At 70.6% G+C, this 25,730-nt stretch carries 19 protein-coding genes; 12 read left to right on the top strand and 7 right to left on the bottom strand.

Features of this window, described 5'->3' with window-relative positions; translation table 11 throughout:
- The first annotated feature begins 189 nt into the window (after positions 1-189).
- A complete protein-coding gene (locus tag J2Z30_RS23795) occupies positions 190-1,608 on the top strand; it encodes an ATP-binding protein (protein ID WP_044570413.1) in 1,419 nt (472 codons plus the stop codon).
- A 190-nt stretch (positions 1,609-1,798) separates the two neighbouring features.
- Here the strand turns inward: J2Z30_RS23795 and J2Z30_RS23800 are convergent, their stop codons facing one another.
- Positions 1,799-2,008, bottom strand: coding sequence for a hypothetical protein (locus tag J2Z30_RS23800; RefSeq protein WP_209468810.1), 210 nt, complete (start codon positions 2,006-2,008; stop codon positions 1,799-1,801).
- A gap of 353 nt (positions 2,009-2,361) precedes the next feature.
- Here J2Z30_RS23800 and J2Z30_RS23805 point away from each other — a divergent pair, with 353 nt between their 5' ends.
- From J2Z30_RS23805 to J2Z30_RS23820, 4 genes are all read left to right on the top strand, one after another.
- Positions 2,362-2,949, top strand: a complete 588-nt coding sequence (locus tag J2Z30_RS23805; RefSeq protein ID WP_372453298.1) for a hypothetical protein — start codon at positions 2,362-2,364, stop codon at positions 2,947-2,949.
- Positions 2,950-3,123: 174 nt separating this feature from the next.
- Positions 3,124-5,022, top strand: coding sequence for a propionyl-CoA synthetase (locus J2Z30_RS23810; protein WP_044570409.1), 1,899 nt, complete (start codon positions 3,124-3,126; stop codon positions 5,020-5,022).
- A 136-nt stretch (positions 5,023-5,158) separates the two neighbouring features.
- A complete protein-coding gene (locus tag J2Z30_RS23815) occupies positions 5,159-6,598 on the top strand; it encodes an ATP-binding protein (RefSeq protein ID WP_044570406.1) in 1,440 nt (479 codons plus the stop codon).
- Positions 6,599-6,718: 120 nt separating this feature from the next.
- Positions 6,719-7,345 (top strand): NADPH-dependent F420 reductase, encoded by a 627-nt coding sequence (locus tag J2Z30_RS23820; protein WP_044570402.1) that lies wholly within the window; start codon positions 6,719-6,721, stop codon positions 7,343-7,345.
- A 30-nt stretch (positions 7,346-7,375) separates the two neighbouring features.
- Here J2Z30_RS23820 and J2Z30_RS23825 read toward each other — a convergent pair whose 3' ends face one another.
- Together J2Z30_RS23825 and J2Z30_RS23830 are read right to left on the bottom strand one after the other, a co-directional pair.
- Positions 7,376-7,957: a Uma2 family endonuclease gene (locus J2Z30_RS23825; RefSeq protein WP_044570400.1), complete on the bottom strand. Its 582-nt coding sequence runs from the start codon at positions 7,955-7,957 to the stop codon at positions 7,376-7,378.
- A gap of 52 nt (positions 7,958-8,009) precedes the next feature.
- Positions 8,010-9,452 carry a M1 family metallopeptidase gene (locus J2Z30_RS23830; protein ID WP_044570397.1) on the bottom strand — a complete coding sequence of 481 codons (1,443 nt, stop codon included), beginning with the start codon at positions 9,450-9,452 and terminating at the stop codon, positions 8,010-8,012.
- Between the two features lie 323 nt (positions 9,453-9,775).
- On the opposite strand from J2Z30_RS23830, the gene J2Z30_RS23835 reads away from it, so the two are divergent.
- From J2Z30_RS23835 to J2Z30_RS23860, 6 genes are all read left to right on the top strand, one after another.
- Positions 9,776-10,528 carry a GntR family transcriptional regulator gene (locus tag J2Z30_RS23835; protein ID WP_044570395.1) on the top strand — a complete coding sequence of 251 codons (753 nt, stop codon included), beginning with the start codon at positions 9,776-9,778 and terminating at the stop codon, positions 10,526-10,528.
- 206 nt (positions 10,529-10,734) lie between these two features.
- Positions 10,735-12,534 (top strand): purine-cytosine permease family protein, encoded by a 1,800-nt coding sequence (locus tag J2Z30_RS23840; protein WP_107073292.1) that lies wholly within the window; start codon positions 10,735-10,737, stop codon positions 12,532-12,534.
- A 126-nt stretch (positions 12,535-12,660) separates the two neighbouring features.
- Positions 12,661-14,370: an APC family permease gene (locus tag J2Z30_RS23845; RefSeq protein ID WP_245388370.1), complete on the top strand. Its 1,710-nt coding sequence runs from the start codon at positions 12,661-12,663 to the stop codon at positions 14,368-14,370.
- A gap of 147 nt (positions 14,371-14,517) precedes the next feature.
- A complete protein-coding gene (locus tag J2Z30_RS23850; protein ID WP_020868678.1) occupies positions 14,518-14,703 on the top strand; it encodes an SPOR domain-containing protein in 186 nt (61 codons plus the stop codon).
- Between the two features lie 189 nt (positions 14,704-14,892).
- Positions 14,893-15,387: a (deoxy)nucleoside triphosphate pyrophosphohydrolase gene (locus J2Z30_RS23855; RefSeq protein WP_245388371.1), complete on the top strand. Its 495-nt coding sequence runs from the start codon at positions 14,893-14,895 to the stop codon at positions 15,385-15,387.
- A 222-nt stretch (positions 15,388-15,609) separates the two neighbouring features.
- Entirely contained in the window at positions 15,610-18,312 is a 2,703-nt protein-coding gene (locus J2Z30_RS23860) for a SpoIIE family protein phosphatase (protein ID WP_078956662.1), read from the top strand.
- Between the two features lie 887 nt (positions 18,313-19,199).
- Here J2Z30_RS23860 and J2Z30_RS23865 read toward each other — a convergent pair.
- The 4 genes from J2Z30_RS23865 to J2Z30_RS23880 all read right to left on the bottom strand — a co-directional run bounded on the left by J2Z30_RS23865 (position 19,200) and on the right by J2Z30_RS23880 (position 23,150).
- Positions 19,200-19,970, bottom strand: a complete 771-nt coding sequence (locus tag J2Z30_RS23865) for a succinate dehydrogenase/fumarate reductase iron-sulfur subunit (protein WP_044570387.1) — start codon at positions 19,968-19,970, stop codon at positions 19,200-19,202.
- On the bottom strand, positions 19,967-21,922 hold the full coding sequence (locus J2Z30_RS23870) for a fumarate reductase/succinate dehydrogenase flavoprotein subunit (RefSeq protein WP_044570385.1): 1,956 nt from the start codon (positions 21,920-21,922) through the stop codon (positions 19,967-19,969). Before J2Z30_RS23870 ends, J2Z30_RS23865 begins: the two co-directional genes overlap by 4 nt.
- Positions 21,923-21,938: 16 nt before the next feature.
- Positions 21,939-22,790, bottom strand: a complete 852-nt coding sequence (gene sdhC, locus J2Z30_RS23875; protein ID WP_044570382.1) for a succinate dehydrogenase subunit SdhC — start codon at positions 22,788-22,790, stop codon at positions 21,939-21,941.
- Between the two features lie 75 nt (positions 22,791-22,865).
- The gene (locus J2Z30_RS23880; RefSeq protein ID WP_020868672.1) at positions 22,866-23,150 is read right to left on the bottom strand and encodes an Rv0250c family protein; all 285 of its coding nucleotides are present in this window, start codon (positions 23,148-23,150) and stop codon (positions 22,866-22,868) included.
- 307 nt (positions 23,151-23,457) lie between these two features.
- On the opposite strand from J2Z30_RS23880, the gene J2Z30_RS23885 reads away from it, so the two are divergent.
- The gene (locus J2Z30_RS23885; RefSeq protein ID WP_044570379.1) at positions 23,458-25,569 is read left to right on the top strand and encodes an ABC transporter family substrate-binding protein; all 2,112 of its coding nucleotides are present in this window, start codon (positions 23,458-23,460) and stop codon (positions 25,567-25,569) included.
- The last annotated feature ends 161 nt before the right edge of the window (positions 25,570-25,730 follow it).

The raw sequence follows: 25,730 nt of genomic DNA on the forward strand, positions 1-25,730 counted from the left end.
CTGACGGCCCCCTGACGGGCACCGTGATGCTGGCCTTGGCCCCTGCGTGGCCCGACCGGCCCGGTGCCGCACGGCCGCAGAGACGTCGGGTCCACGACTCGTGACCGTGAGCGACAACCGGCAAGGGCAGTTCACTAACATCATTGTTGCTAACGTTGACGTTACTGTCATGGGTGGAGGTCGGTAGGCATGGTGAACTTTGTAGGCCGTCGGCAGGAGCTGGCGACGTTGGAGCGAGAGCTGCAGAAGGTGGCGGCAGGGGTTGGCGGGGAGCGGCCCGGTCGGTGCGTGATGCTGCGCGGGCGGCGCCGAGTGGGAAAGTCGCGACTGGCCGAGCGGTTTGCGGAGCGCTCCGGAGCCCCGTTCCTGTTCTACGCGGCGACTGGTGCGTCCCCCAGGGATGATCTGGCGCGGCTGGCCCGGGACGCCCAGGCATCGACGCTGCCGTTGGCGACCCTGGTGGCCGCCGCGCGGCCGGAGAGTTGGGATGCCGCGTTCGACGTGCTGGCTGCGGCGCTGCCCGCTGACCGGGCGAGCGTGCTGGTCATCGATGAAGTGCCGTACCTGATGGATACCGATGGCGCCTTTGAGGGGATGTTGCAGCGGGCCTGGGATCGGGTGCTGGAGACCAAGCCGGTGTTGCTGGTCCTCATCGGCTCCGATCTGTCGATGATGGAGGCTCTGAACAGCTACGGTCGACCGTTCCATCAGCGCGGCCGGGAGATGGTGCTCGGGCCGCTGAATCCTGCCGAGGTGGGGCGGATGCTCGGGTTGGATCCGGCGGAAGCCTTCGACGCCGCGCTGGTCACCGGCGGGCTGCCGCTGATTTGCGCGGAGTGGCCGCACGGCGCGGGGCTGTGGGACTTCCTCGGCGAGGCCCTGAATGACCCCGTCTCGGCCTTGCTGGTGTCGGCTGAGCGCGCATTGGCTGCCGAATTCCCTCCGCAGGCTCAGGCGCGTACGGTGCTGGCGGCTATCGGTAGTGGCGAGCGGACCTTCACCAACATCGCCCGCGCGGCCGGCGGGATCGGTGCCACGCCACTGCAGCGGGCGCTGGAGCTGCTCACGGACAAGCGGATCGTCGCCGCGGAGCTGCCCGTGTCCCTGCGACCGTCGAAGGACCGCCGCTACCGGGTGACGGACCCCTACCTGCGGTTTTGGCTGCACTTGCTCGGCCCGTCCATGGAAGAGATCGAGCGGGGGCGGGGCGATCTGACCTTGGCGCGCATCCGGGAGAACTGGACCAGCTGGCGCGGCCGGGCGATCGAGCCGCTCATCCGCGAGGCGCTTGCCCGCATACTGCCCGACGACCAGCTCCCCGCAGCCCCCGCAGTGGGCGGCTACTGGACCCGCACCAACGAGGTCGAAATCGACATCGTCGGGGCGGACCGCGCCCCCATTGCCAAGGAGTTGATCTTCGTCGGCTCCATCAAGTGGCTGGAGCAGGGGCCCTTCGACCGGCACGACCTGGCAGCTCTTCATCGACACCGGGCCGCTCTCACCGACGAACCCGTTCCAGTCGTGGCGGTCTCACGCAGCGGAGTCGACTGTCCGGGGCTCGATGCCGCCTACGGTCCTGGTGATTTGCTGACCGCTTGGCCGCTGTAAGCAGCGGATCACAGATGGTGGCTGTCGTGTACCGTTGGCGGCGCCGAGCCTCTCGTACTTTGTCGCCCTGCCCGTGCTGGGATGGTGCTGGGATGCCGCCGCATTTCCGCAGGTCACAGCGTTGTGGAGGAGTTCAGGTTCAACGTCTGAGCTCGTTGTTCAATTCGGCCTCAGCCGTCAGGCAACCAGCTCAGTGGCGGATGTTCACCGTGATCTGGAGGCCGCCGGCAGCGGTCGCGGTGGTGCCGACGGCGGCGAGCGCGATCGCGGCTTCAGAGTGGCCCATGAGCGTCAAGGCGACGACGGCCACGGTCGCCACCAGCCCGGTAAGGGCTGTGACCCAGCCGAGCATCCGCGTGCTCCTTGGTTTGCCGTCTCGGGTACGGTCGTCGGATGTCATGAGCTGGTCGTTCTCCTCGGTCGTCAGCGAGATGGACAACGGCTCTGACAAGCGCGGGGGAGATCCCGGGCCCATGCTTGACCGGCTGGCCCGGGGATCTCCCTTCGCGTCGTCAGGAGACAAGCCCGGTAGGACGATCGCAGAATAAGACGCGGAGTCGCGCACTGATCGATGTCCACCAGAGGGCACAGGGCGGGCAAGCCAACCGATATACCCATAAATCCATCAGCTGGGCCCGCCGCCGGACTCGCCATCTGGCCGCGCATATCAGGGACTGCTGCCGTCCACGCGATGCGCGACGGGGCGACTCGTTGCGGCGCCCCGCTTGACGTGCGGACTTGCCTGCCGTCGAGGTGCGCATCACCGCCGGGGCGCTCGAACCCCCGCCGCCCCGTGCCACGACGACCAGGAACATCTTCGTCACCGGCACGGTCGCCTCCTCGCTCGGCAAGGGTCTCACCGCCTCCAGCCTGGTCGCCCTGCTCAAGGCCCCGGGGCCTGCGGGTCACTATGCACAAGCTCGACCCGTACCTGAACGTCGACCCGACCCGGGCACGATGAACCCCTTCCGGCATGGTGAGGTGTCCGTCACGAACGACGGTGCGGAGACCGACCTCGACACCGGGCACAGTGGGCGCGGCGGCGGCACTGTCGGCGACATCGAGTCCCAGCCCTTCCTGGAGATCGTGCGTCAAGTACGCCACGAGGTCGGCCGGGACAACGTCTTCGTGGGGGACCAGGACACTCTGCTGCCCGCCTGCGAGGGCGAGGTGTCGGCCCGGGGATCGCGCTCCAGTGGGATCCGAGTGAGGCGATCCACGTACCACGGTCGTTCCATACGGCCACGTCGTCGGGCGTGGTGGGTGACGCGGGCAGGGCGTCCGCCGAGAAGGGCGACGCCATTTTGGACGCAAGCGCGGAAGCCATCGCCGAATGGCTGATGAAATGACCTTGGCGCCCGGCGGGCACATCCGGTGGGCTGACCCTGGTGCCACCCGCATGCACACACGCCCAATCGCTCGTACGGGACGGGCGGCGCGGCCGGGAGGCGCCTCCCGGCACGGTGCGGGCGGAACGCGGAACGCGGAAGACGGAACGAGGAAAGGGGCATCGACATGACGCAGGCGCCGAAGCAGGGCGGCTATGCGGCTGAGTACCGGCGCAGCCTGGAGGATCCGGAAGGCTTCTGGCTGGACGCCGCCCGTGCCATCGACTGGACCGTCGCCCCGACCCGGGCCCTCGACGCGTCGGAGGCCCCGCTGTACCGGTGGTTCCCGGACGGGCGGTTGAACACCTGCCACAACGCTCTGGACCGCCACATCGACGCCGGGCGCGGCGAGCAGCTCGCGCTGGTGTACGACAGCCCGGTCGCCGGCCGCGAGGCGGCGTTCACCTACCGGGAGTTGCGTGACGAGGTCGCGCGGTTCGCCGGGGTGCTGACCGGGCTCGGGGTGGCCCAGGGCGACCGCGTCGTGATCTATATGCCGATGATTCCCGAGGCGGTCGTCGCCATGCTGGCCTGCGCCCGCATCGGCGCCGTCCACTCGGTCGTCTTCGGGGGATTCGCCGCGCATGAGCTCGCCGTGCGCATCGACGACGCCCGTCCCAAGGTCGTCATCGCCGCCTCGTGCGGCATCGAACCGGCCCGTGTCGTGCCGTACAAGCCGCTTCTGGACGATGCCCTCGCGCTGGCCGAACACCAGCCGGAGCGCTGTGTCATCCGCCAGCGGCCGCAGTGCACAGCGGATATGACCGGCCGTGACCTCGACTGGGACCAGGCCATGGAGACCGCCGAGCCGGTCGGTTGCGTCCCAGTGGCCGCCACCGACCCGCTGTACATCCTCTACACCTCCGGCACCACCGGCCGGCCCAAGGGCGTGGTGCGCGACAACGGCGGCCACGCGGTCGCGCTGCGCTGGTCCCTGGAGAACGTGTACGACACCCACCCCGGTGAGGTCTTCTGGGCGGCCTCGGACGTCGGCTGGGTCGTCGGCCACTCCTACATCGTCTACGCACCGCTGCTCACCGGCTGCACCACCGTGCTCTACGAAGGGAAGCCCGTCGGCACTCCGGACGCCGGCGCGCTGTGGCGGGTGATCGCCGAACACCGCGTGACGGCGCTGTTCACCGCGCCGACGGCGATCCGCGCGGTGAAGAAGGAGGACCCGCGCGGAGAACTTCTGCACGCCCACGACATCGGATCGCTGCGCCACCTGTTCCTGGCCGGCGAGCGCCTGGACCCGGAGACCTACCGCTGGGCCACGGACCTGCTCGGCGTTCCGGTGGTCGACAACTGGTGGCAGACCGAGACCGGCTGGCCGATCGTCGCCAACCCCATGGGCCTGGAGCCGCACCCGCTCAAGGCCGGTTCGCCCACCGTGCCCATGCCCGGCTACGACGTGCGCATCCTCGACGCGACGGGCCGCGACGCACCGCCGGGCGCCGACGGCGCGGTGGCGATCCGGCTGCCGCTGCCGCCCGGCACGCTGCTCACCGTGTGGCAGGACGACGCCCGGTATGTGCGCTCGTACCTGTCCGCCTACAGCGGCTACTACCTCACCGGCGACGGCGGCCGTAAGGACGATGACGGCTACGTCTACGTCATGGGCCGCATCGACGACGTGATCAACGTGGCCGGGCACCGGCTGTCCACCGGCGCGATGGAGGAGGTGCTCGCCGCTCACCCGGATGTCGCCGAGTGCGCTGTCGTCGGCGTCGCCGACCCGCTCAAGGGGCAGGTGCCGCGCGGCCTCGTCGTGCTCAAGGCGGGCCTCGACCGCGATCCGCAGGACATCGCCACGGAACTCGTCGCCGCCGTCCGGGAGACGATCGGCCCCGTGGCGGCGCTGCGCCGGGTCGACGTGGTCGCGGCCCTGCCCAAGACCCGTTCGGGAAAGATCCTGCGCCGCACCATGCGCGACATCGCCGACGGCCGGGACACCGAGCTGCCCTCGACCATCGACGATCCCGCGGTGATCGAGGCGCTGCGACCGGTACTCCGCGACGACGTCTAGTTCTCGCTCCGCCTCGCTGCGTCTCCATAATCGTGATCTGGGGTAAAGTAAGATTCAATCTACGTAGATTCAATCTACGTAAGAATGGATCTACGTTAGTTGTCTACGCTAGCTCGTCAGCTCACTGGGGTGTGTCGTGGAGTTCCAAGGCCGGGCCGGAGATCTTGAGCTGCTCGCTGAGCAGTACCGGGCAGTAGCAGAGGGCCTTGGGACCACTCGGGGGCGAGCTGTGATCATGACGGGCCGACGCAGGGTGGGGAAGTCGCGCCTGGTCCAGGAGTTCTGTGACCGCTCGGGGGCGCCGTACGTGGTGTTCCAGGCCACCCGTGGGCGTAACCCCGCGACGGAGCGCGCCGACTTTGCCGCGGCCCTCGCGCAGTCACCGCTGCCGGGGGCGGAGCTGATCGGTGGCCTCCAGGCGCAGGACTGGAACCAGTCCCTCCGCTCGCTGGCGCTCGCGGTACCCGATGACTCGCCCAGCATCGCGGTGATCGACGAGGTGCCCTGGCTGGTCGAGCAGGATCAGGAATTCGAGGGCGCGCTCCAGACTGTCTGGGACCGTCACCTGTCCGCCAAGCCCGTGCTTCTGGTGCTGGTCGGCAGCGATACATCGGTGATGGAGGCCCTGCAGTCGTACGGCCGCCCGTTCTTCGGCCGGGCGGCGAAGATGACCGTCCATCCCCTGAATCCGGCCGATGTGCGGGCCATGACCGAGCTCGACGCCGCGGGGGCCGTCGACGCCCAGTTGATCACTGGTGGATTCCCCGAGATCGTCCAGTCCTGGAGGCCGGGTATGGACCGTACGGAGTTCTTGCGGGCCTCGGTCGCCAATCCACTCTCGCCCCTGCTGGTGGCCGGCGAGCTGTCCCTGCTGGGCGAATTCCCCGAGGCTTCGCACTCGCGGGCCGTACTGGAAGCGGTCGGCAGCGGTGAGCGCACGTTCAGCGCGATCGCGGCCCAGGCCGGTGGCGCCAGCGCGCTGCCGTCCGGCACGCTCTCCCCACTGCTCGCCATGTTGCAGACCAAGCGAGTCCTGGCCGCTGACCTCCCCTTGTCCGTCAAGCCGGATAGTAAGAACAAGCGCTACCGGATCGCCGACCCGTATCTGCGGTTCTGGCTGGCGTTCCTGGCACGTGCGATCCCGCTCATCGAGCGAGGCCGCGGTGACTTGGCACTGGAACGCATCGAGCGGTCGTGGACCACTTGGCGCGGGCGGGCTGTCGAGCCACTGATCCGCGAGTCCTTGCTCCGTCTGATGCCCAGCGTCGAGTGGCCAGAGACCGAGGCCATCGGCGGTTGGTGGAACCGTCAGAACAACCCCGAGATCGACCTCATCGGTGCGGACCGCGAGCCGACGGCCCGGAAGGTTCACTTCGTCGGATCGGTCAAGTGGCTGGAGACCCAGCCCTTCGGCCGTCATGAGTACGACGCCTTGGTACGCGACATGCTCGCCGTCCCCGGTACCGCCCCGGACACGCCGCTGGTCGCGGTCTCCCGCTGCGGGGTGGCCGACGGTCTGCCGCTGACCGCGCATTGGGGGCCGGAGGACCTTGTACGGGCGTGGCAGCCCCGATAGCCGCGGCCCCTTTGACTCGATGGGGTCCCCGGGGCCATCCCGCCCTACGGTGAATGCATGATCCGCGGGGCGCCGGTAACCCGGCGAGGGCCCACCACAGACGAGGAGGGGAGCAACGCCGTGCGCATCGGAATCATCGGAGCGGGCCACATCGGCTCGACGCTGGCCCGCCACTTCGCCTCGATCGGCTATGAGGTGGCGATCGCCAACTCCCGCGGCCCGGACACCCTGGCCGGCCTGGTGACCGACATCGGCGGCCCGATCCGCGCGGTGACCGCCGAGGAGGCGGCCCGGGTCGGCGAGGCGGTGGTCGTGTCCATCCCTTACGGCCGCTACCGGGAGCTGCCGACCGAGCCGCTGCGCGGCAAGGTCGTCATCGACACCTGCAACTACTACCCCGAACGGGACGGCAACGACCCGGAGCTCGACGCCGACGCCACCACCTCGAGCGAGAGGATCCAGGCCCACACCGGCGCCAACCTGGTCAAGGCGTTCAACGCGATCTACTGGGAGAACCTCCGCGACCACGCCCGCCCCCAGGGCGCCGCCGACCGGGTGGCCATCCCGCTGTCCGGCAACGACGAGGAGGCCAAGGCCGCCGTGGCCGGGCTGATCCGCGACATCGGCTTCGACCCCGTGGACGCCGGCCACCTGGGCGAGGGCGGCCGCAAGCATCAGCCGGGCAGCCGCGTCTACGCCACGGAGATGACATCCGCCGAGACCAGCGCCCTGCTGAGCGTCGCCTGAGCCCAGGGCTGACGCCCGTGGATGCCCTCGTCAGCTGTTCCGGTTCGGTACAAGCCTGCTCAGATCGATCTTGATCTTGAACGGGACGGGGCGCTCCAGGATCTGCCGGAAAATGCCCGCTGGGGCGTAGGCACCAGTCGGCTCGTCGAGTTCGTGCGCATGTACGATTGGCGCGCCGTCCTGTTCCTCCACGCACCAGTAGTGCCGGATCCCGGCCTCCGCGTACTTGCGCAGCTTGACCGTACGGTCGCGGTGCGCGGACTCGGGCGAGACAACCTCCACCACCAGCTGAACGTCCTCCGGGGCGTACCAGGTGCGATCGGGATCGAACGGCTTCGTGGTCACCAGGAGATCGGGCTCCGGGCGATTGCGGGCGTCGAGCCGTATGGTCATGTCCCGTTCGGCCTGCGAGCCGTCTGGCACCTGTTCCATGAGCGAGACGGTGAGCATCGTGACGAGGCGGCTGTGCCACCACGTCTGCGGCACCGTCATGAAGACGAGCGCTCCGTCGATCAACTCGGTGTGGCGCGGTGCTTCCGGCAAGTGGTCCAAATCATCCGCGAACCAGCCCTCGGGGCGGGGCGGACGCATCCAGTCGGGCAGCGCGCTCATCGCTCAACCGTAGTGGTTTCGGGCGACCGGAAGGCGCCGCTTTCGCCCGCCGTCAGTGCTTCTTCGGCTTGCCCTCGCCGTACAGCCAGACGTCGAAGAGGCGGGTCAGGTCCTTGCCGGACTTCCGTTCGCACAGCTCGATGAACTGCTTGGTGTCGGCGTTGCCGTGCCGGTGGTCCTTGAGCCAGGTGCGGAGGACGGCGAAGAAGGCCGTGTCGCCGACGGCCCGGCGGAGCTGGTGGAGCACCATCGCGCCGCGGCCGTAGACGGGCGGGTCGGAGACGCTGGCGACGGTCGGGGGGTCGGCGGGTGGGAAGTCCCAGATGCCCTCGCTCTCGTCGTCGGTGCCGTCGTAGAAGTCGTCGAAGATCTGCTGGGCGGTGCGGCCGTCGTGGTCCTCCTCCCACAGCCACTCGGCGTAGGTCGCGAAGCCCTCGTTGAGCCACATGTCCTTCCAGACCCGGGGCGTGACCGAATCGCCGAACCACTGGTGGGCGAGTTCATGGACGACGAGCGTCTGGTCCGGGGCCGCGTCGAAGAACGGCTTGGTCTGGGTCTCGAGTGCGTAGCCGAGGCCGGGGAGGTGGTCGACGACGGCGCCGGTGGAGGAGAAGGGGTACGGGCCGAAGATGCGGCTCTCCCAGGTGATGACGTCGTCGACCTGCTTGGCGATGTTCTCGGCGCCGGCGGCCTCGGTGGGGTCGACGGCCAGGTACGCGGGCAGGCCCTTGCCGGTGGTCGTCGTACGGATCCCGAAGCGGCCGATGGCGACCGTGGCCAGATAGCTCGCCATGGGCTCACCGCTGTGCCACCGGAAGGTGGTGCGGCGCCCCCGGGTCTCCTGGCCCTTCAGCTCGCCGTTGGAGACGGCGGTGTAGCCCTGGGGAACGGTGACGGCGATGTCGTAGGCGGCCTTGTCGGAGGGGTGATGGTTGCCGGGGAACCAGGTCATGGAGCCGGTCGGCTCGCCGAGGGCCACCGCGCCGTCGTAGGTGCGGATCCAGCCCTCCTTCCCGGTGTCCTCGCCGGTGAGGGTCTTCGGCTTGCCGTCGTAGACGACGGTGGCCGTGAAGGTGCGGCCCTTGGGCAGGGCCGCGGCCGGGGTGAGCACCAGCTCCGTGCCGCTGCGGGCGGCCTTGGCGGGACGGCCGTTCACCGTGGCCTTCCGCACCCGCAGCCCGGCGAGGTCGAGGTGGAAGGAGCTCAGCGCGCGGTCCGCGCGGGCGGTGATCCGGGCGGTGCCCTCGAGGTGGCGCGAGCCGGGGGTGTAGTCGAGGGCGAGACGGTACCCCCGCACGTCGTAGCCGCCGTTGCCGAGCCGCGGGAAGAGCGCGTCGCCGACCCCCGCGCCGCCCGCCCCGGCGCCGGACGCCCCGCCCGCGTCCTGCGCCCCGGCGCCACCGGTGCACCCCGCGCACAGTGCGAGGAGCAGCACCCCGGGCAGCATCCGCGAGAAGTGGCGAGTCGCCGTGGCCGCCGCGCGTGACCTGCTCATCCCCGCTCCGGCCCGGGTGCCGGGGATTCCGCCCACTCCGGCAGCGGTTCGTCGTCCATCCCACGTCCCTAACGCTTCGGCGGCTGATCCTCGGAGCGTAATGCGCCCGGCGGGCCGAAACGTGCGGGACGGCCGATGGCACGGCACCGCGTCACGGTCGCAAAGGGTGGTGAGGCGTCCGGCGCCGGGCAGCTCACCGGCTTTGGGCGACTTAAACGTCTCTGAGCTGCAGTTCACCACTTCTAGTGAAGCTCTGGCCTCCAGTTGCAATCGGCAACCCTGAGTTGTCAAGCTGTTGCTGACTGTCAACCCAGGGAGTGCACGTGGCCTTTGGTGACCAGCCCGCATACCTCCGCGTCGCCGACGACCTGCGGAAGAAGATCGCCGCGGGTGAGCTGCCGCCGCATGCGCGTCTCCCCTCCCAGGCCAGGATCCGGGAGGAGTACGGGGTCTCGGACACCGTCGCGCTCGAGGCGCGCAAGGTGCTGATGGTCGAGGGGCTGGTCGAGGGGCGTTCCGGGTCGGGGACGTATGTGCGGGCGCAGCCGGTGCCGCGGCGGGTGGTCCGGGGTGGGTTCCACACCGCCGGGGAGACCACGCCGTTCCGGCAGGAGCAGGCCGACGACCGGATCACCGGCACCTGTGAGGCCGAGAGCGAGCAGGAGGAGGCCGGGGGCGAGATCGCCGGGCGGCTGGGGGTCGAGGCGGGGGAGCGGGTGATGCGCACCCGCTATGTGTTCCGGTCGCAGGGGGAGGTCGTGATGCTCTCCACCTCCTGGGAGCCGCTCGAGCTCACCGGCCGTACGCCCGTGATGCTGCCCGAGGAGGGCCCGCTGGCCGGGCGCGGGGTCGTCGACCGGATGGCCGCCCTCGACCTGGTGGTGGACAACATGGCGGAGGAGGTCGGCGCACGCCCCGGCCGGGCCGAGGAGGTGCTGGCGCTCGGCGGGGTGCCGGGCCACTGGGTGATGGTCATCTCGCGTACGTACTTCGCGGGCGGCCGCCCGGTGGAGACCGCCGATGTGGTGGTGCTGGCCGAGCGCTATCGGATCGCGTACCGGCTGCCGGTGAAGTGATCGCTCGCCCGCTGTCGGCGCTCGCCGATAGCCGGGCGGTCCGTCCCGGGGCGCCTTACCGCGAGTTACCGGGGCGTCTTACCGCGAGTTAACCGCCGCCCCGCCGCCGTAACGGCCCGGCAATGGCGTATCGCGGCCGCCCGTCACCTCCGGCTCCTACCGTCCTCGGGCGTAAGAGAACGGCCCGAGCGACAGGGGAAGCCGGTATGACGGATGCGGTCGATGTCGATTCGGTTGATGAGGTTGGTGCGGTCGGGGCGGCTGGTGCGGTTGGGGCGGTCGATGCCGTCGATGCCGTCGCTGCCGAGGCGGGCGCGCCGGCGGCGACTGCCCCGCGGCGCGGCTACGCCCGGCTGGCGGCGGACGAGAGCCGTGAGGACTACTCGCTGCGCTATGCCCCCCACTCCTACCGCCGCTGGTCGCCCACCATGGTCGCCTCCACGGCGCTCGGCGGCATCGCCTATCTCGCGGACTTCGCCATCGGCGCGTCCATCGTCTTCACCTACGGCTTCACCAGCGGTATCGCCTCGATCCTCACCGCGGCGACGCTCATCTTCCTGACCGGCATCCCCATCGCCCGCGCCTGTGCGACCTACGGCCTGGACATGGATCTGATCACCCGCGGTGCCGGATTCGGCTACTTCGGCTCGACGTTGACCTCGCTGATCTACGCGAGCTTCACCTTCATCTTCTTCGCGCTGGAGGGCTCGATCATGGCGCAGGCCATGCATCAGGCCCTCCATATCCCGCTGCCGGTCGGCTATCTGCTGACCACCCTCATCGTGATCCCGATCGTCTTCCGCGGCATGGGCGCGCTCGCCAAGGTGCAGGCGTGGACCCAGCCGATCTGGCTGATCGGGCTCGCCCTGCCGTTCGTGGTGCTGGCCTTCGAGGCGCCGGACTCCTGGGGCGCGTTCGCCTCCTTCGGCGGGACCGAGGGCGCGGGCTCCGGTTTCGACTGGATCGGATACGGCCTGGGCACGGGTGTCGCGCTCTCGCTGATCGCACAGATCGGTGAGCAGGCCGACTATCTGCGGTTCATGCCCGCGAAGACCGACGAGAACCGGCGGCGCTGGAATCTGGCGGTCCTGGCCGCCGGCCCCGGCTGGGTGGTCATCGGCGCCGCCAAGCAGATCGGTGGCGCCTTCCTCGCGTTCGTGGCGCTCGGCGCGGTCGGCAAGACCCATGCGCTGGAGCCCATCGCCCCGCAGATCGAGGCGCTGAAGCCCTGGCTGGGCTCGGTCGCGCTGCCCGCCGCCGCGCTCTTCGTGGTGGTCTCCCAGATCAAGATCAATGTCACCAACGCCTACAGCGGCTCGCTGTCCTGGTCCAACTTCTTCTCCCGGGTCACCCACCGCCACCCCGGCCGGGTCTGGTACATCTTCCTCAACCTCGCCATCGCGCTGGCGCTCATGGAGATGAACATGTTCGCGGCGCTCAACAAGCTGCTGGGCTTCTACTCCAACGTCGGCATCGCCTGGATAGCCGCCGTCGCCGCCGACCTGGTCGTCAACAAGCCGCTCGGGCTGAGCCCGAAGTACATCGAGTTCAAGCGGGCGTATCTGCATCCCGTGAACCCCGCCGGATTCGGCGCGATGGTGATCGCGTCGGCGGTCTCGATCGTCGCCTTCTTCGGAGTCTTCGGGGAGGTGGCCGAGGCGTTCTCGACCTTCATCGCCTGCGGTCTCGCGCTGGTGCTCTGCCCGCTGCTGGCCTGGCTCACCGGGGGCCGCTACTACCTGGCCCGGAAGAACCCGGTGAACGGGCCGGGCGCCGACGTCCCGGACATCACCGCCACCCACCTGTGCGCCTCGTGCGAGACGGCGTACGAGCTGCCGGACATCGCCGACTGCCCGGTGCGGGCGGGGGCCGTCTGCTCGCTGTGCTGCTCACTGGACGCCGAGTGCGGGGATGTGTGCCGCAAGGCGCCCACGGGCGAGCCGGTGCTGATGCCGCTTCCCACGGTGCGCGGCCCCGCCGTGGGCGACCCCTCCGTGCGTACGTGAGCGACCTCGCCCCGCGTACGGGCGCACCTACCGTCACCTGAGCCCGGTTCCCGCCCCTGTTGCAAAACTCACATAAGTGCAGGTGAAAGGGGTTACTGGAAGGGGATCATCCGTTTCGCTCTTACGATGGATCGGTTTGTGTCCGGTCGTTTGGGGGGCGAAAGGAGTGCCAGGAACTTGAGCACGGAGCAGGGTTCCCACTCGCATTATCGAAGGTCACTGGGACCAGTGGCCCTCACCGCCGTGGGCCTCGGGTCGATCATCGGCTCCGGCTGGCTGTTCGGCGCCGAGCGCGCCGCCGCGCTGGCCGGGCCCGCCGCCATTCTGGCCTGGGTGATCGGCGCCGCCGTCGCCCTGACCATCGCCCTGACCTACTCCGAGCTGGGTTCGATGTTCCCCAAGGCCGGGGGCATGGTCCGGTACGGCCAGTACTCGCACGGCTCGCTGGCCGGATATCTGGCCGCCTGGGCCAACTGGATCGCCATCGTCTCCGTGATCCCCGGTGAGGCCACCGCCTCCGTGCAGTACATGTCGTCCTGGGACTTCGGCTGGGCCAAGGCGCTGTACGACGGGAAGGAGCTGACCGGCAGCGGTGTCGCGCTCGCGTCCGTGCTGCTGCTCTTCTACTTCTTCCTCAACTGGTTCGCGATCACCCTCTTCGCGAAGACCAACACCGCGATCACCGTCTTCAAGGTGGTCGTGCCGACCCTGACCGCCGGAGCGCTGCTGCTGTCGCACTTCGACACCGGCAATGTCACCGGCAACGGCGGCTTCACCCCCAACGGCTGGAACTCCGTGTTCACCGCGGTCGCCGTCTCCGGCATCGTCTGGGCCTACAACGGCTTCCAGTCGCCGCTGAACATGGCGGGCGAGGCCCGTGACCCGGGGAAGTCGCTGCCCAAGGCCGTCATCAGCTCGATCCTCATCGCGCTGGTGATCTACGTCGCGCTGCAGATCGCCTTCCTGATGGCCGTCCCCGCCGCGGATCTGCGGCACGGCGGCTGGTCCGGGCTCTCCTTCAACTCCCCGCTCGCCGATCTCTCCCTGGCCTGGGGCCTGAACTGGCTGGCGATGCTGCTGTACGCGGACGCCTTCATCTCCCCGTCCGGCACCGGCATGATCTACGCGGCCACCACCTCGCGCATGATCCAGGGCGTCCAGGAAAACGGCCATCTGCCGGGGATCTTCGGCAAGGTCGACCCCAAGACCGGCATTCCGCGCCCGGCGCTGCTGCTCAACCTGGGGATCGCCTTCATCTTCCTCGCGGTCTTCCGCGGCTGGGGCTCGCTCGCCGAGATCGTCTCCGTCGCCACCGTGATCTCGTACATCACCGGTCCGGTGGCCGTGATGTCGCTGCGCCGCCTCTCCCCGGAACTGCCGCGCCCGGTGCGGCTGCGCGCGATGCCGGTGATCGCGCCGATCGCGATGGTCTTCGGCTCGCTGGTGCTGTACTGGGCCCGCTGGCCGCTCACCGGCAAGGTCATCTTCATCATGGCGATCGGGCTGCCGATCTGGGCCTGGTACGAGCTGCGCAAGCCGTGGGCGGAGCTGCGGCCGCATCTGGCCGCCGGCGCCTGGATGGTCACGTATCTGCTCGTCATGGCGGCGGTGTCATGGGCCGGCGGCACGGAGTTCGGCGGCCGCGGCTATCTGCCGGGCGGCTGGGACATCGTGATCGTCGCGCTGATCGGGCTGGCCTTCTACTTCTGGGGCGTACGCAGCGCATGGCGCAATCCGACGCTGCTGGAGGCCGAGCGCGAGATGGGCGCCGCCCCGGCCGACGAGGCGGGCGAAGGCGGCGACGGCGACCGGGTGAAGGCCGAAGTCGGCGTCTGAGACATGGCCGGATGAGTGCCTCCTTGTAAGAACACGTATCCGCTGCGTGAAGGTAGGGCGTAGGCTCGGGCATATGCGGATCGGGATTTCCTTAACGGTGTCGCGGGGTCGTGCGTCCGGGCGCGCCACAGCGGAGGGGGCGGGGAGATGAGTGACGGGAACGCTGTGCTGCCCTGGCTCGTGATCCGCCAGGACAGCAACGGCAACCGCTACCGCGTCGGGCGCTACGCCACCAGGACGGAGGCCCAGGAGGTGGCCGACCGGCTGGAGGGCGAGGGCCAGGAGCAGCTGTACGTGGTCGAGCGGACCGCCGCGTCCCGTCAGTCCGGTTAGCCCGAGTCCGGTTGGCCCGAGTCCGGTCAGCTTGAGTCCGGTCGGCTCGAGCCCGGTTGGCCGGAGCCCGGTTTCAGCCCGCAGGAATACGTACCCTCCAATCCGCAGGAATGCGTACCTCTTCCCGAGCCCCGGGGCGCTCCCGCCCCGGGGCTCTGGTGTGGGTCCGCGCAGGCTAGGGTGCCGATCATGAGCGTGCGTGTCGTGGTGGGCGGAGCGGTGTTCGACCGGGGGCGGCTGCTGGCCGCGCGGCGCAGCGCACCGCCCGAGCTCGCGGGCCGCTGGGAGCTGCCCGGCGGCAAGACCGAGCCCGGGGAGACACCACAGGCGGCGCTCGTCCGCGAACTGCGCGAGGAGCTCGGGGTCGAGGTCGAACCGCTCGAACCGCTGCCGGGGGAGTGGCCCCTCAAGCCCGGCTATGTGCTGCGGGTATGGACCGCGGCCCTGCGCTCCGGTGAGCCGCGCCCGCTCCAGGACCACGACGAGCTGCGCTGGCTCCCCCCGGACCGGGTGGACGAGGTCGACTGGCTGGACGAGGACCGCCCCGCGGTGGCGGAGGCGGTCCGCCGACTGCGCGCGGCTGAAGCCGGGGCGGACGACACCGGCGCCGCCGGGGCCGATGCCGGGGCGTCCGGCGCCGGGTCGGCCGAGGTCACCGAGGGGATCCCGCCACGCACCTCTTGAGAACCTCCCGCTCGGGAAAATCCATGGGGTTCGAGCCGCCTCCGTCCGGTTAGGAGTGAGGGGGAGCGCTGATCATGAGCGCTTCACCAAAAGCCGGGACGGACACTGATGGCGGGCTGAGATAGTGCTGTGATCGTGAAGACCGTACTCGGGATGGCCGAAGTGCTGGATACTCGGCTATCTGAAGCCGGTCGGAGCACCTGAGCCGGAGGGGACGGGCGCATGAGCGAGAAGCCAGCGGGGGCTGATATGCCCGAGGAGACGGTGGGTTCGCAGGTGTCGCCGACGTCACAGGGGTCCTCGATCTCGGACATGTCGTCCATGTCCTCGATGTCGGCGGTGTGGCAGAGCAGTCCTCCCGGCTCGATCTATGACTACATCCGGGTCGCCTCCTTCGCGCTCGGGCCCGACGGCCGGATCGCGCAGTGGAGCGAACGGGCCGCGGAATTGCTGGGGCTGACGGCGAGCCAGGCCATCGGCAAGGATCCGGTGGAGGCGTTCGTACCGCCGGAGTACCAGGAGACGGGCCAGCGCGCGGTGGCCGACATCCTCGACGGCCGGGAGTGGACCGGGCTGGTCCCCTACCGTAACCCCCGGACGCCGAGCGGACATGGCATCGCCGAGGTCTATGTGATGCCCGCTCAGGACGAGCACGGGAAGCGGGCCGCGCTCTGTATCGCGGTGGACGTCAGCGCGTTGCGCGGGCTGGAAACCGATCTTGCTTCTTCACAGGCCGTTTTCGGTCAATCTCCGCTCGGTTTCTTCCTCTTCGGGACCGATCTGCGGATCCTCCGCGTCAATGAGCGCTTTGCCAAGGTTTTCGGTCGCCCCACCGAGGAGTACCGCGGCACGACCCCGCACGATCTGCTCCCGCGCGGCGAGGCCGACCGGCTGGCCGCAGCCCTGCGCCAGGTCCTGGACTCCGGGCAGTCGCTGACCGACATGCCCATCGTGGGCCAGGCGCCCGGCAGCCCCGACCGCCGCCGCTGGTCGGTCTCGCTCTACCGGCTGCACAGCGGCTCCGGCCGCCCCATCGGCGTCGCCGGGCTCGCCACGGATGTCACCGGCCGCCGCCGCGCCGAACAGGAGGCCGCGGGCGTACGGCGCAATCTGGCGCTGCTGAACGAGGCCGGGGCCCGAATAGGCACCTCGCTCGACCTGGAGACCACCGCCCGCGAGCTGCTGGACGTGGCCGTACCGCAGTTCTGCGACCTGGCCTCGGTCGACCTCTACCAGGGGCTGCTCTCCGGCGACGAGACCCCCCCGGGGCTCGCCGACGGCAGCGCCGAGTTGCGCCGCGTCGCCTTCGCCAGCGCGGTCTCCGACGGCCCGGTCGCCTTCGGCGACATCTGCCGCGTCAACACCGTGGAGGACCCCAAGCCCATCCAGGTCGGCGAGGTGCACCGCTACCCCTTCAACTCGCTGTGCGCCCACGCCCTGCGCACCGCCCAGGTCCGCGTCGTCCCCGGGCGGGACGGCAGCGAGGCCCTGGAGCTCGGGGCCATGCTCCAGTCCACCCTCGTGGTGCCGATGGTCGCGCGGGACACCGTCGTCGGCCTGGCCCAGTTCTCCCGCACCAAGGGCAGCGAGCCGTTCGGCGAACGGGACCGCGCGCTCGCCGTCGAGCTGGCCGCCCGCGCCGCCGTGAGCATCGACAACGCCCGGCTGTACCGCAGAGAACATGAGCGCGCGTTGATACTCCAGCGCAGTCTCCTCCCGCCCGGCGACCCGGAGGCCGCCGGGCTCGATATCGCCTGCCGCTATCTGCCGGGGAACGCGGCGACCGAGGTGGGCGGCGACTGGTTCGACGTGATCGAGCTGCCAGGACACCGCACCGCGCTGGTGGTCGGCGACGTCATGGGGCGGGGGCTGCGCGCCGCCGTGGCCATGGGCGAGCTGCGCACCGCCGTACGCACCCTCGCCCTGCTCGACCTGGAGCCCGCCGAGGTGCTCTCCGCGCTCGACGAGATCGCCCGCGGCCTCGGCACACCCGGCGGCTCGCACGCCGGCGCGCGGCCCGGCTCGCGCGCCCTCGTGCGCGACGGCAAGGCCGCCGACGACTCCTCGGATCTGACCGAGGTCTACCTCGCCACCTGCGTCTACGCCGTCTACGACCCGGTCACCCGGCGCTGCACGTTCGCCAACGCCGGGCATCCGCCCCCTGTCCTCCTGGAGCCGGGCGAGGACGCCCTGCTGATGGAGGTCCCGCCCGGACTGCCGCTCGGCGTGGGCGGCGAGCCGTTCGAGGAGATCGAGGTCGAGCTCCCCGACGGCGCGCTGCTGGCCCTCTACACCGACGGTCTGGTCGAGTCCCGCGACCACACCCTCGACGAGGGGCTCCAGGCCCTGCGTGCGGCCCTCAACGCCCCGGACGGCGCCGACGGCGGGAACGCCGCGGCCGGTTCCCTCGAGGACGTCTGCGACCACGTCCTGAGCACCCTCGACACCCACCACGGCGAGGACGACATCGCCCTGCTGATGGCCCGGGTGCAGGGGCTGTCGGCCGAGTCGGTCGGCGACTGGCACCTTCCCAGCGCCCCGCAGTCCGTGGGCCGGGCCCGCGAACTCGCCCGGGAGCAGCTGGAGTCCTGGGGGCTGGACGATCTGGTGGACACCACCGAGCTGCTGGTCAGCGAGCTGGTGACCAATGCCCTGCGGTACGGCGAGGGCGAGATCCGGCTGCGGCTGCTGCTGGACCGCACGCTGGTCTGCGAGGTCTGGGACGGCGGTCTGGTCCAGCCCCGGCGGCGGCGCGCCCGGGACACCGACGAGGGCGGGCGCGGGCTCCAGCTGGTCGGGCTGCTCAGCGCGGGCTGGGGCAGCCGCAGGACCCCGCTCGGCAAGACCGTCTGGTTCGAGCTGGCTCTTCCGGACGGCCAGCCCTCGGGTCCGGACTCGGTGGAGGCCCTGCTCAGCCTGTGGTGACGGGCCACGGCCCGTTACGGCCACGGCCTGTTACGGCCACGGCCTGTTACGGCAGCGGGCCCGCGACACCAAGCGGAGGGCGAGCACCGTCCCTGGCGGGTCTTTCCCCTACCCGCCCCTTCCCGAAACTGGGGCTTCGCCCCAGACCCCAGGCCGGGGCTATGCCCCAGACCCCGACACCGGGGCTTCGCCCCAGACCCCAGGCCGGGGCTATGCCCCAGACCCCGACACCGGGGCTTCGCCCCAGACCCCAGACCCCGGGGCTTCGCCCCAGACCCCGGACCGGGGCTTCGCCCCAGACCCCGGACCGGGGCTTCGCCCCAGACCCCGGACCGGGGCTTCGCCCCAGACCTCAGACCGCCGGGGCTTCGCCCCAGACCCCAGACCCCGGGGCTTCGCCCCAGACCCCAGACCGGGGCTTCGCCCCAGACCCCGGACCGGGGCTTCGCCCCAGACCCCAGACCGGGGCTTCGCCCCAGACCCCGGACCGGGGCTTCGCCCCAGACCTCAGACCGCCGGGGCTTCGCCCCAGACCCCGGACCGGGGCTTCGCCCCAGACCTCAGACCGCCGGGGCTTCGCCCCAGACCCCAGACCGGGGCTTCGCCCCAGACCCCAGACCGGGGCTTCGCCCCAGACCCCAGACCGGGGCTACGCCCCAGGCCCCGAAACCGGGGCTTCGCCCCAGACCCCAGACCGGGGCTTCGCCCCAGACCCCAGATCCCGGACCGGGGCTTCGCCCCAGATCCCGGACCGGGGCTTCGCCCCTTCCCGCGGCATCTATATGCGGCTCCGCCGCGTGGCGGGGCTTCGCCCCGGACCGCCGGGGGTCTGGGGCGAAGCCCCAGTTGTGGGAAGGGGCGGGGAGGGGATCAGCCCGCCGCAGGCGTCACTGCCCCCGGCGCCGGATCTTGTTGCCGAGCCAGACCAGCGGATCGTACTTACGGTCCGCCGCCCGCTCCTTGAGCGGGATCAGCGCGTTGTCCGTGATCTTGATCTGCTCGGGGCAGACCTCCGTACAGCACTTGGTGATGTTGCAGTAGCCCAGGCCGTGCTCCTCCTGGGCGGTGCTCTTGCGGTCAAGACCGGTCTCGGCCGCCGCGTCCAGCGGATGCATGTCCAGCTCCGCGACCCGCATCAGGAACCGCGGCCCGGCGAACGACTCCTTGTTCTCCTCGAAGTCCCGCACCACATGGCAGGTGTCCTGGCACAGGAAGCACTCGATGCACTTGCGGAACTCCTGCGAGCGGCCCACGTCCTCCTGCCACATCCGGTACTCGCCCGGACCCAGCCCCTCCGGGGGCACGAAGGACGGCACCTCACGGGCCTTGGTGTAGTTGAACGACACATCCGTCACCAGGTCCCGCACCACCGGGAAGGCCCGCAGCGGGGTGATGGTGATCGTCTCGCTCCGTTCGAACACCGACATCCGGGTCATGCACAGCAGCCGTGGCCGGCCGTTGACCTCGGCACTGCACGAACCGCATTTGCCCGCCTTGCAGTTCCAGCGGACGGCCAGGTCGGGGGCCTGGGTGGCCTGCAGCCGGTGGACGATGTCCAGCACGACCTCGCCGTCGTTGACCTCGACGTGGAAGTCCTTCAGACCGCCGCCGTCCTGGTCGCCCCGCCACACCCGGAAGTGGGCCTCGTACGCACTCACTGGGTCAGCTCCTCGTCCGTCAGGTACTTCACCAGCTCGTCCTTCTCGAACAGGTTCAGCAGGTCGGGCCGGATGGGCGGCGTCTCACGCCGCTCGAGCCGGATCTGGCCGTTCCCGGTGTCGGGGGCCGCCAGACCGCCCGAGGGGTCGGAGAGCCGGCAGACCAGATTGAGCCGCCGCCATTCGCGGTCCATCTCCGGGCAGTCGTCGCGGGTGTGCCCGCCGCGGCTCTCGGTCCGCTCCAGCGCGGCGCGCGCCACGCACTCGCTGACCAGCAGCATGTTGCGCAGATCGATCGCCAGGTGCCAGCCGGGGTTGAACTGCCGGTGGCCCTCGACCCCGGCGCGGCGCGCCCGGACCCGCAGACTGGCCAGCCGGTGCAGCGCCTCCTCCATCTCCCCGGCCTTGCGGATGATCCCCACCAGGTCGTTCATCGACTGCTGGAGCTCCTGGTGGAGGGTGTACGGGTTCTCCGGTGGCCCGGCCGGGCCCGCGGTCTCCTCCGGCTCACCGGCCTCGGCGCTGAACGGGCGCAGCGCCTCGGCCGCCGCCAGGTCCAGCTGTGCCTCGTCCGGCACCGGGCGGGTGCCGGAGGCCGCGGACTCCTGGGCGTAGCGGGCCGCGTGGAGCCCGGCGCGGCGCCCGAAGACCAGCAGGTCGGAGAGGGAGTTGCCGCCGAGCCGGTTGGAGCCGTGCATCCCGCCCGCGACCTCGCCCGCGGCGAAAAGACCGGGGACGCCGGTGGCGGCCGCGGTGTCCGGGTCGACGTCCACCCCGCCCATCACATAGTGACAGGTGGGGCCCACCTCCATGGGCTCGGCGGTGATGTCGACGTCCGCGAGCTCCTTGAACTGGTGGTGCATGGAGGGCAGCCGCCGCTTGATTACCTCGGGGGGCATCCGGGTGGAGACGTCGAGGAAGACCCCGCCGTGCGGGGAGCCCCGGCCCGCCTTCACCTCGGCGTTGATGGCGCGGGCCACCTCGTCGCGGGGGAGCAGCTCGGGCGGGCGGCGGTTGTGGTCCGGGTCCTCGTACCAGCGGTCGCCCTCGGCCTCGGACTCGGCGTACTTCTCCTTGAAGACGTCCGGGATGTAGTCGAACATGAACCGCTTGCCCTCGCTGTTGCGCAGCACCCCGCCGTCGCCGCGCACCGACTCGGTGACCAGGATCCCCTTCACCGAGGGCGGCCAGACCATACCGGTCGGGTGGAACTGCACGAACTCCATGTTGATCAGCGGGGCGCCCGCGAGCAGCGCCAGTGAATGGCCGTCGCCGGTGTACTCCCAGGAGTTGGAGGTCACCTTGAAGGACTTGCCGATACCGCCGGTGGCCAGCACCACGGCCGGGGCCTCCAGGGTGAAGAAACGGCCCGATTCGCGCTCGTAGCCGAAGACCCCGGCGACCCGGTCGCCGTCCTTGACGATCCGGGTGACCGTGCACTCCTGGAAGATCTTCAGCCGGGACTCGTAGTCGCCGGTGGCGGCCTTGTCCTCCTGCTGGAGGGAGACGATCTTCTGCTGGAGGGTGCGGATCAGCTCCAGGCCGGTGCGGTCCCCGACATGGGCGAGGCGGGGATACTCATGGCCGCCGAAGTTCCGCTGGGAGATCTTGCCCTCCGGGGTGCGGTCGAAGAGCGCGCCCCAGGTCTCCAGCTCCCAGACCCGGTCCGGGGCCTCCTGGGCGTGCAGCTCGGCCATCCGCCAGTGGTTGAGGAACTTGCCCCCGCGCATGGTGTCGCGGAAGTGCACCTGCCAGTTGTCACGCTCGTTGACGTTGCCCATGCTGGCGGCGATGCCGCCCTCGGCCATCACCGTATGGGCCTTGCCGAACAGCGACTTGCAGATGACGGCGCAGCGCATGCCCTGCTCGCGGGCCTCGATCGCGGCACGCAGCCCGGCGCCGCCCGCGCCGATCACGACCACGTCCCACGCTTGCCGCTCGACTTGCGTCATCGGATGAGCACCTCTCCTAGAAAAAGCGGGGATCGTCGAAGGCGCCGCTCGCCACCAGATAGACGTAGAAGTCCGCGACGGCGACGCTGATGAGAGAGGCCCAGGCCAGCTGCATATGGCGTGCGTTGAGCCCGCTCACCCAGCCCCAGAGCCGATAGCGCACCGGATGCCGGGAGAAGTGCTTCAGCCGGCCGCCGACGATATGGCGGCAGGAGTGGCAGGAGAGGGTGTACGCCCAGATCAGCGCGATGTTGGCGAGCAGCACCAGGGTGCCCAGGCCCATATGGCCCCAGCGGCCGTGCTCGTCCCGGAAGGCGAGCACGGTGTCATAGGTGAGGATCCCCGCGACGATCACCGCGAAGTAGAAGAAGTAGCGGTGGATGTTCTGCAGGATCAGCGGGAAGCGGGTCTCGCCGGTGTACTTGGCGCGCGGTTCGGCGACCGCGCAGGCGGGCGGTGAGGCCCAGAAGCCCCGGTAATACGCCTTGCGGTAGTAGTAGCAGGTGAGCCGGAACCCCAGCGGGAAGATCAGGATCAGCAGCGCCGGGGACAGACCCCACCACGCGCCGAAGATCTCCCAGTTGGCGCCGCCCTTCATGGGCACGCAGTTCTGGGCGACGCAGGGCGAGTAGAAGGGGGAGACGTACGGCTCGGCGTAGTAGTCGTCCCCCGCGAAGGCCCGCCAGGTCGAGTAGACGATGAACGCGAACAGTCCGGCGGCGGTGATGGCGGGGGAGAGCCACCAGCGGTCGCTGCGCAGATGGCGGCCGGGGATGGCGGCGCGCGAGGCGCTGTGCACGCCGTGCGGGGCCGTTCCGGAGTCTGCGGGTGCGGGCGTGGTGGCTTGCGGGTCGGTGCCTGTGGCCAAGGGGAACTCCGCGGTGGAGTGGTATGGGGGGACGGTGGGGATGCGCCCCGTGACGGGAGGCGCTCCGGCCCGTCCCTAGGGCGCGTGGCGATCTCGCGCGCCGAGGCCCTCGTCGTCGACGTCCGACCACAGCGCACTGTCGTACGGGGCGTCGGGAACCGGAACCATTTCGGGGCGTGATCGCTCCACGGGAGCCGTCTCGCGCAGCAGGGCGAGGCTCTCGCGCAGGTGGTCCGCGTCGGTGCGGACCCGGCGTATCTCCAGTCCGCCGGCGCCCACCCGCTGCTCCAGCCGGGAGACGGAACGGACCAGGTCATCGAGACAGCGCTGGACGGCCGTCAAGTCGTCGTTCAAGGACATGACTTGCCCTCACTTCCGCGGTTGCGGTTGGCGACGCTCATGCGACAGCGAGTGTTACGCGCCACGGTCCTGGTTGTGAAGGGATCTGTCGGGATTGGCGCGGTCACCGGCGGGATTCCGCCGCCGCGCGCCGGAGTGCGCGCCCGCCACATTGACCCGGGCGGGTGATCCTTTCCCCTCATGGCCGTCTCCATGGCCCTCTCGGCGTGCTGTCCCATGAACCGTCGCTTTGAGTGAGGAGTATATGCGATCAGCGTCACACTATGCCAAATGCGCATATATCCGTCACCCTGCGGAGGTACGAGCCATGCCCATCACCAGGAGCCGCCGCGCCATGCTGCTCGCCGCGGGAGTGATGCTGCCGCTGCCCGTACTGACCGGCTGCAGTTCGCAGGACGACGGCCCGCCGCCGCGCGCCGCCTGGGACATCGCCTCCGCGCCCCGCTCCGGGACCGCCGGCACCGGCACCCTGCGCTGGGCCCTGGACGCGACGCCCACCACGCTCAACGCATTTCAGAAGACCGCGGACACGGGCACCCAGCGGATCGCGGGCGCCGTGCTGCCCTCCCTCTACACCCTCGACGCGCGCGGCCGGCCCCAGCGCAACGGCGACTATCTGACCTCCGCCGACGTCACCTCGACCGACCCCAAGCAGGTCGTGGTCTTCAAGGTCAACCCCAAGGCGGTGTGGAGCGACGGGCGCCCGATCGGCGCGGAGGACTTCCAGGCCCAGTGGAAGGCGCTGCGCGGCACCGACGAGAAGTACGGGACGGCGCGCAACGCCGGATACGACCGGATCGCCAAGGTCGAACCGGGCGACAAGGAGCACGAGGTCAAGGTCACCTTCGCCAAGCCGTACACCGACTGGCGCTCGCTGTTCACCCCGCTGTACCCGAAGAGCGTGATGGGCAACCCGGCGGTCTTCACCGCGGCCGCGAACAAGGGGCTCGCGGTCGGCGCCGGGCCCTTCACGGTCCACCAGGTCACGGACTCCGAGGTCACCCTCGTCCGCAACCCGCGCTGGTGGGGCGACCGGGCGCGGCTGAGCCGGGTCGTCTTCCAGGCGGTCCCGGCCGAGAAGCGGGCCGAGGCGCTGATCGCCGGGCGGCTGGACCTGGCCGAGGTGGACCGGACCACCGCCCGGCGCATCCAGGCCACCGCCCCGGGCAAGCAGGCCGCGGGCGCCAAGCGGGGCCCCTCGGCCCCGGGCAAGGCGGGTGCGCCGGAGCCGTCCACCGGCGGCCGGAAGGCGGCCGAGGCGACGCGCACCGGGGAGGCGACGCGCAGCGGGGAGGCGACGCGCAGCGGGGCGGCGCGGGAAGAGGCGGGAGCCCAGGGAGCGGCCACCGGCGACACCGACAAGAACCGGTCGCGGACCCGGGCGCTGAGCAGGTTCACCCTGCGCAAGGCCCTGGACCCGGCCTACACCCAGCTCGCCCTCAACGGCACCAAGGGCCCGCTCGCCGATGAGCGGGTGCGCCGCGCGGTGGCCCGCGCGATCGACCGGAAGGCCCTGGCGAAGCTGGTGCTCAAACCGATGGGGCTGCCGTCCGAGCCGCTCGGCAACCATCTGCTGATGGCGGGCCAGCCGGGCTACAAGGACCACAGCGGCGCCCTCGGCGACCCGGACACCAACGCCGCGCAGTCGCTGCTCGCCGACGCGGGCTGGCGGGCGGACGGCACCGGCCGGCAGAAGGCGGTGGACGGCAAGACGGACGACCGGGGCAGCCGGCACAGCGCCCCGACCGCCGCCACCGCCGCCACCGCCGCCACCGAGAGCGCCACGGACTCCGGCACCGCGCCCTCCACCGCCTCCGAGAGCGCCTCCGGCGCCCCGCCCGCGGCCGGTGACGCCGGGCGGTCCGGACGGCTCCGGGAGACGGCCGTCGTACGGAAGAAGGGGCGGCCGCTGGTGCTGCGCTTCGTCCTCCCCGACGACCAGACCGGAGCCCGGCTGGGCACGGTCGGCGAGCGCATCGCGCGAATGCTGGAGAAGATCGGCGTCCGGACCGAGATCACCAAGGTCTCCGGCGAGAGCTACTTCCGGGACCACATCGCCACCGGCGATTACGACCTGGCCCTCTACTCCTGGCCCGCCTCCGCCTACCCGGCCACCGACGCCCGCCCCATCTACGCCAAGCCGCAGCCCGCCGCCGACGGCTCCCTGGTCGTCGAGCAGAACTACACCCGGGTGGGGACCGACCAGATCGACCAGCTCTTCGACCAGGCGCTCTCCGAGCTGGACGGCGGCGCCTCGCGCTCCCTGGTCAGCCGGGCGGACGCCCGGATCTGGGCGGCGGCCGGATCGATTCCGCTCTATCAGCGCCCCCAGCTGATCGCGATGCGCAAGGGCCTGGTCAACGCGGGCGCCTTCGGCTTCGCCACCCCCCGTTACCAGGACATCGGCTTCCGCCGCTAGGAGACGCCTGCGGCGGGCCGCTGAGATGCGGCTCCGCCGCGTGCTCCGCCGGACACCCCACAGCCGCATCGGCCGCCGGAGGAGCCGCCGGACGAGGCGACCGGCGCGGGGACGGGCCGCGAGATCGGGCCGCGAGATGGGCCGCAGGATGGGCTGCGGCA

This window comes from Streptomyces iranensis, assembly GCF_017874715.1.
GTDB lineage: Bacteria > Actinomycetota > Actinomycetes > Streptomycetales > Streptomycetaceae > Streptomyces > Streptomyces iranensis.